The sequence below is a fragment of the Pseudovibrio sp. POLY-S9 genome, assembly GCF_001431305.1.
In the GTDB taxonomy this organism is placed as follows: Bacteria; Pseudomonadota; Alphaproteobacteria; order Rhizobiales; family Stappiaceae; genus Pseudovibrio.
This window is the reverse complement of the sequence record NZ_LCWX01000242.1, coordinates 13,512-20,514: the sequence shown is the minus strand read 5'-3', so window position 1 is coordinate 20,514 and position 7,003 is coordinate 13,512. Positions and strand designations below refer to the sequence as shown.

Sequence of the window (7,003 nt, the reverse complement as noted above, 5' to 3'; positions counted from 1 at the left end):
TCCGCGAGCCGCCATGAGCAAGAGACTTATCTGCGAGCTTTCGCGCCATACCTTTGGTAACTCCAGAAAGCTTATAGCCTTGAGGCACACCAACGAGCTGCTCTGGCTTGACCTCACGCTCAATCAACTCATCTACGATTGCAGCAACCCCGACCGGATCCAGCCCGATTGCATTCTCTTTCGGGAATAGACCACGATCCAGAACTTGCTCAATGAAGTCAGCGACAATCGGAATATCGTCTGCAAATTCAGTACAGATGAACAGGTCGCCATCTTTCTCGAAATCCTGAAGAGCTGTCGCAATCTGCTTGCGCTTTTCCAGCACGCTCTTGTGGCAGCACCCACAAGCCCAAAGCAGCCATCTGCTTTTCTCGCTCTCTTTTTCGCGCCCAATAAAGCAAAGCCCGAGAAGGTCATCCAGTCCACCACCATCAACACCAGCAGTCACAACTTCACATCGATCCAGAAACTCTTCAAAATCACGGATGACAGTGAATTCAGCAGCCTGCCAATGATCAGTCCCAGCCCACCGATCCCGTCGCAGGTTCATGCCAATCGGAACGTTCAGATGTTTGGCAAGAAAGCTTTGTTTGTCCTCTTCACCAGTGCCATCCATCGCCTCGCGCAGTTTGGATTCCAGCCAGCTCTTACGCACCGAGCGCCCGAGATTGGGGTTGGTGATGTAGAAGTTCTCAGGCTTTAGATAGTCCTTATTCTTGAGCATCTTTTTCGGGAACTCATAGAGAACTCCTAACCGTTCAGGATCATCAATCTTGCCATCACGCACATCACGGTAATACTCAAGTTTGCTTTTCCAGACCCCTGCTGGAGGCTCATCGGAATGCGTAGTCAGATAAACAACAAATCCTTCAGGACGGGCAATCAATCCGCCAGTGGCCTCCTGCAGCATGGCCGCCGCCTTTGGCTTCTTGCCAAACAACCACAACTCATCAACCAGAACGAAGCCAGCTTTTTTGCCAGATAGCGTGTCGCTGTCAGCAGCTACAATCTTGAGGTTTGAGTTTGTGGTCTCGTGTTTGATTGTTCGCAGGTGCGTAGTCACTTTGAGGATTATTTTGAGTTCCGGATCATATGAGACCATCGCAGCAGCTGGCTCAAAACAGTTGTTGGCCACCTCAATGGTTGGAGCCAATAGCAACAGCTCATTGAGGTGACGCCAATTGCGAATGAGCGCTGTCACCATGATCCCTGCTGCAATAGTGGACTTGGCGTTTTTCTTTGAGATCAGGAGCAAAAACTCACTGATCAACCTCTGCCCTTGTTCCGCATCATAGGCGCCAAAGATCGCACCAACAAAATCAAACACCCACTGGTCACAGCACTCACCAAATGTCGGCATGCCAGGAACATCAACCACCTTGAGCGACTTGAAGACGTTCAAAGCTGCTTGGGCTTCAGCAGTGAACAACGGACCAAAGGGGATGAGAGATTTCCCTTGAACGATCCGCTCCTCCCAATCCACACAGGCAGTTGACCAGTGCTGAACTTTCAAGACAGTTCTTTCTTAGTTGATCAGTTGGGGGGCCTGGGGCGGTGCAAACTTTCCGGCATAATCTTCTGCAGTTTTCTTTCGCTCTTCTTTTTTGCCGAGCGTTTTTTCAGATGCCGCAGGAACACTCTTTCCACGGTTGGCAATCGCTTCTGCCAGCTTATCACGATCAGAGTTCTCAAGCCGGGAGAAGATTTCCTTAATCGCTGACACCTTCCCGGCTTCGGCCTGGTCCATGAGCTTACCCAGAAGCTTGGCCTCAACCCTCGCCCGAGCTTCATCCCTGGCTTTGAGCTGACGAAAATAATTCTTGCGCAAAGTGGGTGCTGTGATCCCTAAAGCTGCAGCAATTTCATCCAGAGTTTTTCCGAAAGCGAGTAACTGCATGACAAGTCTACGCTTTTCATCACTCACCATATGAGGTGGACGCCCTCGTTTTCCAAATCCCTCAGGGATTGGATCGCCTAGCAGGTCAAAATCGAAGTCAGCCAAAAAAAAATCTCTCAGTTATATCGGGGTGGGTAAGGGCAACTCAGCTCCCGGACTTTTACCCCACCCCCCACTTCCGTTATCAATCAACGCCTTGGCATCGCATCTTCTGAGCCTGCGCAGTCTTCCGGTTATGACACCACGTGCAAAGGCATTGGAGGTTGGATGGGTCGAGATCCGCACCACCGTCTTTGCGCTCGACGATGTGATCGGCGATCAGCTTATGTTGTAGCTTCGAAAAATCCTTGCTGCACATCTCGCAGACATAGCCGCGCAGCTGCTTGATGTACCTGGCGAGCACCTTCCATTCAGGTGTCAGGTAGATCGGATCAACCGCCTTTGGTGCTTTGCGCAACGTTGGGCTCAATGTGTTCAAGCGGGGAGTGATCGACTTGAGGGGCAAAGCCAGAAACCTAAACAGAAAAAAGGTTCGCCTCTCAGCGAACCAGTTAATTGCACTTTGCACGTGCTCCAAAAATCCATAGAAACTCTTCGCGCCAACTCCGCTTCTCAGCGTCTTACGTTGACTGGGTCTCGTGTCCAGGTCGCTCTGTTTGGTATAGCGGCTCTTAACCGCTCAGGCCCCGGAGATCCACGGGATCATCCTGATATGCATGATGGTTAACGCAGCGCCACTTTGTCAACTGTCACTGTTGCTTTTGTGGTTCGGCCAAAGGCTTCAACGTCCACTCTCAAGGACTGACCACCATCAGATACTTCTCTCACAACCCCCTTCAGAAGAGCACCGGATCCAGCAGTCAGCACGACACCACAGCCGATACTAAAGAGCTGGCCATGCAAGTTCTTTCTGCCAATCTGCGCTTCACAGGAAGCATCGAGCATACGTAACATCTCAGCTATGGGAACACGGTGTGAAGCCGCATCTTTGGTTGCAGCAAGAATTTTTTCCACACCAACGCAAATGCGCACCTGATCACAGGACTGACCGCCGATAACATCCAGTCCAACGAACAGATACCGGGGAAACATGGGAGCGCTCACGTCCAGCATTTGCGCCGACCGCTTCACCTTCTTTCGTTTGGGAAGCATGGGCAGGTAAGCCACCGCACCTGTCGCCGCAACGCTTGCCTTCGCCCGATCCTCACAGTTGGGGTTCGTCTGCACCACGACCCACTCAAGGGGCGCCTGCTTGATGAGAGCTCGAAGCAAGTTGTAATCCAGCTCCAACGCCCTGTTGCCTGCATTCGGTGCCTGGTTCATCCCTGAACCCCGCCGGACTTTGACGCAACCAACAACCAATCCCGCGTCTTAGTCGCTGTATGCGTATCACTATTGCGAGCAACTGGAGCCTCATTAGCAGGCTTTGCCACCTCGGGAGAGCTTGCCAAATGGAGCACATCACGTTCCTCATTCAATCTATGCAGTGGCATAGGTTTGCCCTCCATCATCAGCAGCCAGCGTTGCAACATCGCAACCGTAAACTTCCAAAAAAACAGCGTTACAGAGATCCATACGTCGTTTGGCAAAGGCATTGATCATCATCTGAACGGGATGACGATCAGGCAAAGGCCGCTCTGTGCATCCTGTCTCGCCATAAAGCACCTTCAACGCTTCCATGCGCTGTGTTTTCAGGCGAGCTTCTCGCGATTGCACCTCAACAATCAGTCCTTCAATCTCGCGATCAGAGGGAAACCTGTGCTTGCTTTTTACGAAATCAAACAGCACAGAAATCCAGTCTCCGTTGCAAGCCTCTAACGTCTGCGCTTTGCCGTCAGCCAGAAGGATGCGCATCACCGCATCAGTGGGCAGGCTATAGCGGCGACCATCCCGCCTTTTGCGCATGGGCTTCACACCCATCACCGCTTTGCATGCAGCAATAGCAACCGCGTAATCAGGCCATCTACGCCCGGAAACTTCCCGTGCAATCTTGGTGGAAGCGAGCTCGAGCGTCTCAGCCTCGAACCCGCCTAACTGTTTGCACAGCATGTCAAAATAAGGCTTCTTTTCTTCACCTGGAACCATGGTGAACTTACCGGAGAGCGGTTTGACGAAGAAGTGCATCACATCGGCGTAACGATCTTCAAGGGACTTTTCGTCGAGCTCTGTCATCGGGCGTACTCCGCTTCAAGCTCGGCGATCACCTCCCGGCAACTCTCCCGCTCAAGATCTTCACGCTGCGCCCGTTGCCGTGCAGCTTTCTCGCCCAACCGCTGGTATTTGCCATAGATTTTCGAGACTTCCAGCCGCGCCTTGTGCGCAGAAAGCACCGCTCCGGTGAAGTAATTCAGCGAATGGATCAGGCCGGGAGCCCGTCCAGCAACCTCGCGTACCGCTGTGACTACGTCCTGCTCCAGGTCACAGCCACGCACAAACCAGCCGATGGCAGGGTTGGCACCGCCCCGCAGTTCCTCAACATCAAGCCCCACTGAGGCAAGCAGAGCAACAACTCCGCGCATAAACCGCCTTGCTGCCTCGCTTTGCTGCAACACGCCAGCAACTGGAGGCATGGAATTTGCCTCAACAGACCCACTCGCAGCCGCTTCGTCATCAACATCAGAAGTTTTTAAAGACAAGTTATTATAGCTGCCCGTCTGGGCGGGCATCCCCTGCCCGTCTGTGCAACAGTCTGCAGATACATGCCCGTCTTCAATATCGGCAGCAAACAGGTCCATCTGCTCCGGTATCGGCATGTCTTTATTGATGACCCGATAAGTGTAGGAGCAGCGCCCGCCATCAGGGCGTTGGCCCGCGTTGCGCTCAAGCCAACCTGATGCCATCAACCGACTGATGGCCCGATACACCGTAGATCGCGCCACCCCCAACAGCTCCGCAATCTTCACTTGAGATCGATAGCAGATTCCGTTTCTGTCGGTAGAGGAACACAGAACACCCAGCACATCACGGTCACGTGGCATCAGGCTTTGATCCGCATAAACCGCCGCAGGCACAAACGAGATACGCGGGCGATCTGCTTGGCTTTCAAGGGCTAAAGTCGCGTTCATAACGTCCCTCCATTTTCAGGTGTGCTCCTTGAAGAACACATCATGTGAAATGACTGAGATACCCAAAGTCACAAACGCTCATCCCTCTCCAACACTGTCAGAGACGGAGGATTTGTAGGCTGAGAGGTATTTGGCGTATTCCTTTTGGGCGGCTTCGAACATGCCGACGATGCGGTTGTGTTCGGCTGGGGTGATCTCCCAATCAGCAGCAGCTTCCGAGGCGGCTTTGATGGCATCACAGGCCGCCTGAACCATATCAAGAGCACAGGCAGCCGGGGTTTTGCTGGTTTTAGCGTCCAGTTTGGTGGTGATGTAGCCAAGCGCTCGCAGATGCGCGAGCGTGAACACCGGATCACTGCCGATGGAGACCAGCTCTTCTTCCAGCTTCACCAGGCTCATCAAAGTGATGTTGCCAGCCTCATTCACATCAGGCCACTTTTTTATGGTGGTCAGGCCAAGTTCCAGAAAGGCAGCAGTGCACTCCTGCCCGCCAAAAGCTTTGATCAACTCTCTGGTCTGACGACAAATCCAGACTTTGCGCCCGTTGTTCGTTCTGGAAAAACTCATAGGTACCCGATCCCTTCCAGAAGCCCAATGACCCATTGAGGATCAGGCCATATATTGATAGGCGAGAACAAAAGACCTGACAGCGTGGGCAACTAAAAACAACAATTCGCAATCATCATGTTCTCAACGACAAAGCAAAAGTGAGAGCAGCTGAGTGATGCGCCAGCTAATCAGCTGCTCTCTACAAGTCGCGACCTAAGGAAGTTCAGGAGTTATCCCGATGGGTTTCCACGTGCTTAAGGCTAAGATTGCGACCGGATAGGTTCTGCCCGCTTCCAATTGAACAGTGTCCTAGGCAATGGCTTACAATTCGCTTGCCCTAGTTCATCAAGAACATCAAACCACGCAGCAGGGAACATGCCTTTCTGTTCTGCCGCATATACCGCACCATCTCTGACGCCTAAGGCGTCCTTAATAGTGTCTCGTCCCAAGACAACAACGATGTCGCGCACATTTTCCATAAACCGTAATTTACAATTTATTTGTATTTTTTCAAGTGCAAATTCTTTTTAGGTGCAAATTTTTTGTAATATGGGATCTATAAAGATATGGAACAACCAGCAGAATCCTCGAACAAAAATGTCTCCGAGCGTCTCAAATGGCTCAGAGAGCATTACAACATCTCAACGAAAGAACTCGCCACGAGCATTGGCGCGAGCTACTCGCAAATGGCTAACTGGGAAAACGGAACGCAACGCCTATCACTCAAAGGCGCCCTAGCAATCAATAGTCGCTATGGAACTTCGTTGGATTTTCTTTTTTTAGGAAGAGCCGAGACGTTACCGACAACCATGGCAAAAGCCTGGGCATCCAGACCTCTGGTAAGCAACTCCAACAGGTCTAATGACAACCCAGAAGAATAAGCAGAAACCACTAACTTTGATAATCTCAATGCGTCGCCCATAACCTCCCCCAGACAGCACCTCAATGCAGATACATGCAAACCCAACAAATCAAAAAAATCAAATTCTAACCCAAAGCAGCCCCTAACTTCGCACACGAACTGACCTCAGGTCACTTTGATTAGCGATTAAAATCCAGCGCCTTACGTTTCCGTAAACTTATCACCCACACCTACAGCACCTACCAGCCACCCCATCCACATGCGGTAGTTTTACTCCCTCAACACACCGAACACCCATAAAACTTCCTGTTGATCACCACCTCACAACACCATCCAAACACTGAAAATGAAGCTCAAACGAGCCTTCAGATCAAGGTATTTTGCAAATTTTTTGTAATTCAATAATTGACATTACAAAATTTTTGTATTTAATCATCTCCATAAATTACTCGTTTTTGGAGATCCAGGTGCCCAGTGCTCAAGTCATCCAGTTTCCCGGAAGCCGTAAAACCACCCCATCACGCCCTGTGAAATCCGCAGCCGAGATTGGCTTTGAGGCTCTTGAAGTCAGCTCCCAAACGCAGACCGACACCTGCTTTGCCCGCGATGACTTACGCGAGATGCTCCAGA

General features: G+C 51.4%; 9 protein-coding genes. 1 reads left to right on the top strand and 8 read right to left on the bottom strand.

The annotated features are described in order from the left end of the window. The 8 genes from PPL9_RS27065 to PPL9_RS27035 form a co-directional block, all read right to left on the bottom strand. A partial coding sequence (locus PPL9_RS27065) for a terminase large subunit (protein ID WP_082597133.1) occupies window positions 1–1,513 on the bottom strand: 1,513 nt, incomplete at its 3' end. A gap of 12 nt (window positions 1,514–1,525) precedes the next feature. Then, entirely contained in the window at window positions 1,526–2,002 is a 477-nt protein-coding gene (locus tag PPL9_RS27060) for a hypothetical protein (RefSeq protein WP_057465640.1), read from the bottom strand. 79 nt (window positions 2,003–2,081) lie between these two features. Beyond that, complete coding sequence (locus tag PPL9_RS34475) at window positions 2,082–2,354, bottom strand: HNH endonuclease signature motif containing protein (RefSeq protein ID WP_200962380.1); 273 nt, start codon at window positions 2,352–2,354, stop codon at window positions 2,082–2,084. A gap of 266 nt (window positions 2,355–2,620) precedes the next feature. Beyond that, window positions 2,621–3,220 carry a transcription termination/antitermination NusG family protein gene (locus tag PPL9_RS27050; protein ID WP_057465638.1) on the bottom strand — a complete coding sequence of 200 codons (600 nt, stop codon included), beginning with the start codon at window positions 3,218–3,220 and terminating at the stop codon, window positions 2,621–2,623. Next, window positions 3,217–3,390 (bottom strand): hypothetical protein, encoded by a 174-nt coding sequence (locus tag PPL9_RS32595; RefSeq protein WP_161831475.1) that lies wholly within the window; start codon window positions 3,388–3,390, stop codon window positions 3,217–3,219. The genes PPL9_RS27050 and PPL9_RS32595 overlap by 4 nt, the downstream gene beginning before the upstream one ends. Next, entirely contained in the window at window positions 3,377–4,069 is a 693-nt protein-coding gene (locus PPL9_RS27045) for a hypothetical protein (RefSeq protein WP_057465637.1), read from the bottom strand. The genes PPL9_RS32595 and PPL9_RS27045 overlap by 14 nt, the downstream gene beginning before the upstream one ends. Next, window positions 4,066–4,962 carry a helix-turn-helix domain-containing protein gene (locus PPL9_RS27040; RefSeq protein ID WP_057465636.1) on the bottom strand — a complete coding sequence of 299 codons (897 nt, stop codon included), beginning with the start codon at window positions 4,960–4,962 and terminating at the stop codon, window positions 4,066–4,068. The genes PPL9_RS27045 and PPL9_RS27040 overlap by 4 nt, the downstream gene beginning before the upstream one ends. A 78-nt stretch (window positions 4,963–5,040) precedes the next feature. Continuing rightward, complete coding sequence (locus PPL9_RS27035; RefSeq protein ID WP_057465635.1) at window positions 5,041–5,529, bottom strand: hypothetical protein; 489 nt, start codon at window positions 5,527–5,529, stop codon at window positions 5,041–5,043. 548 nt (window positions 5,530–6,077) lie between these two features. Here PPL9_RS27035 and PPL9_RS27025 point away from each other — a divergent pair. Continuing rightward, window positions 6,078–6,392: a helix-turn-helix transcriptional regulator gene (locus PPL9_RS27025; RefSeq protein WP_057465633.1), complete on the top strand. Its 315-nt coding sequence runs from the start codon at window positions 6,078–6,080 to the stop codon at window positions 6,390–6,392. Window positions 6,393–7,003 lie beyond the last annotated feature (611 nt).

Excerpts from the sequence above, each read along its gene's own strand:
- PPL9_RS27050 (WP_057465638.1), bottom strand. The coding sequence starts at position 3,220 with ATGAACCAGGCACCGAATGCAGGCAACAGGGCGTTGGAGCTGGATTAC.
- PPL9_RS32595 (WP_161831475.1), bottom strand. The coding sequence starts at position 3,390 with ATGCCACTGCATAGATTGAATGAGGAACGTGATGTGCTCCATTTGGCA.
- PPL9_RS27045 (WP_057465637.1), bottom strand. The coding sequence starts at position 4,069 with ATGACAGAGCTCGACGAAAAGTCCCTTGAAGATCGTTACGCCGATGTG.
- PPL9_RS27040 (WP_057465636.1), bottom strand. The coding sequence starts at position 4,962 with ATGAACGCGACTTTAGCCCTTGAAAGCCAAGCAGATCGCCCGCGTATC.
- PPL9_RS27035 (WP_057465635.1), bottom strand. The coding sequence starts at position 5,529 with ATGAGTTTTTCCAGAACGAACAACGGGCGCAAAGTCTGGATTTGTCGT.
- PPL9_RS27025 (WP_057465633.1), top strand. The coding sequence starts at position 6,078 with ATGGAACAACCAGCAGAATCCTCGAACAAAAATGTCTCCGAGCGTCTC.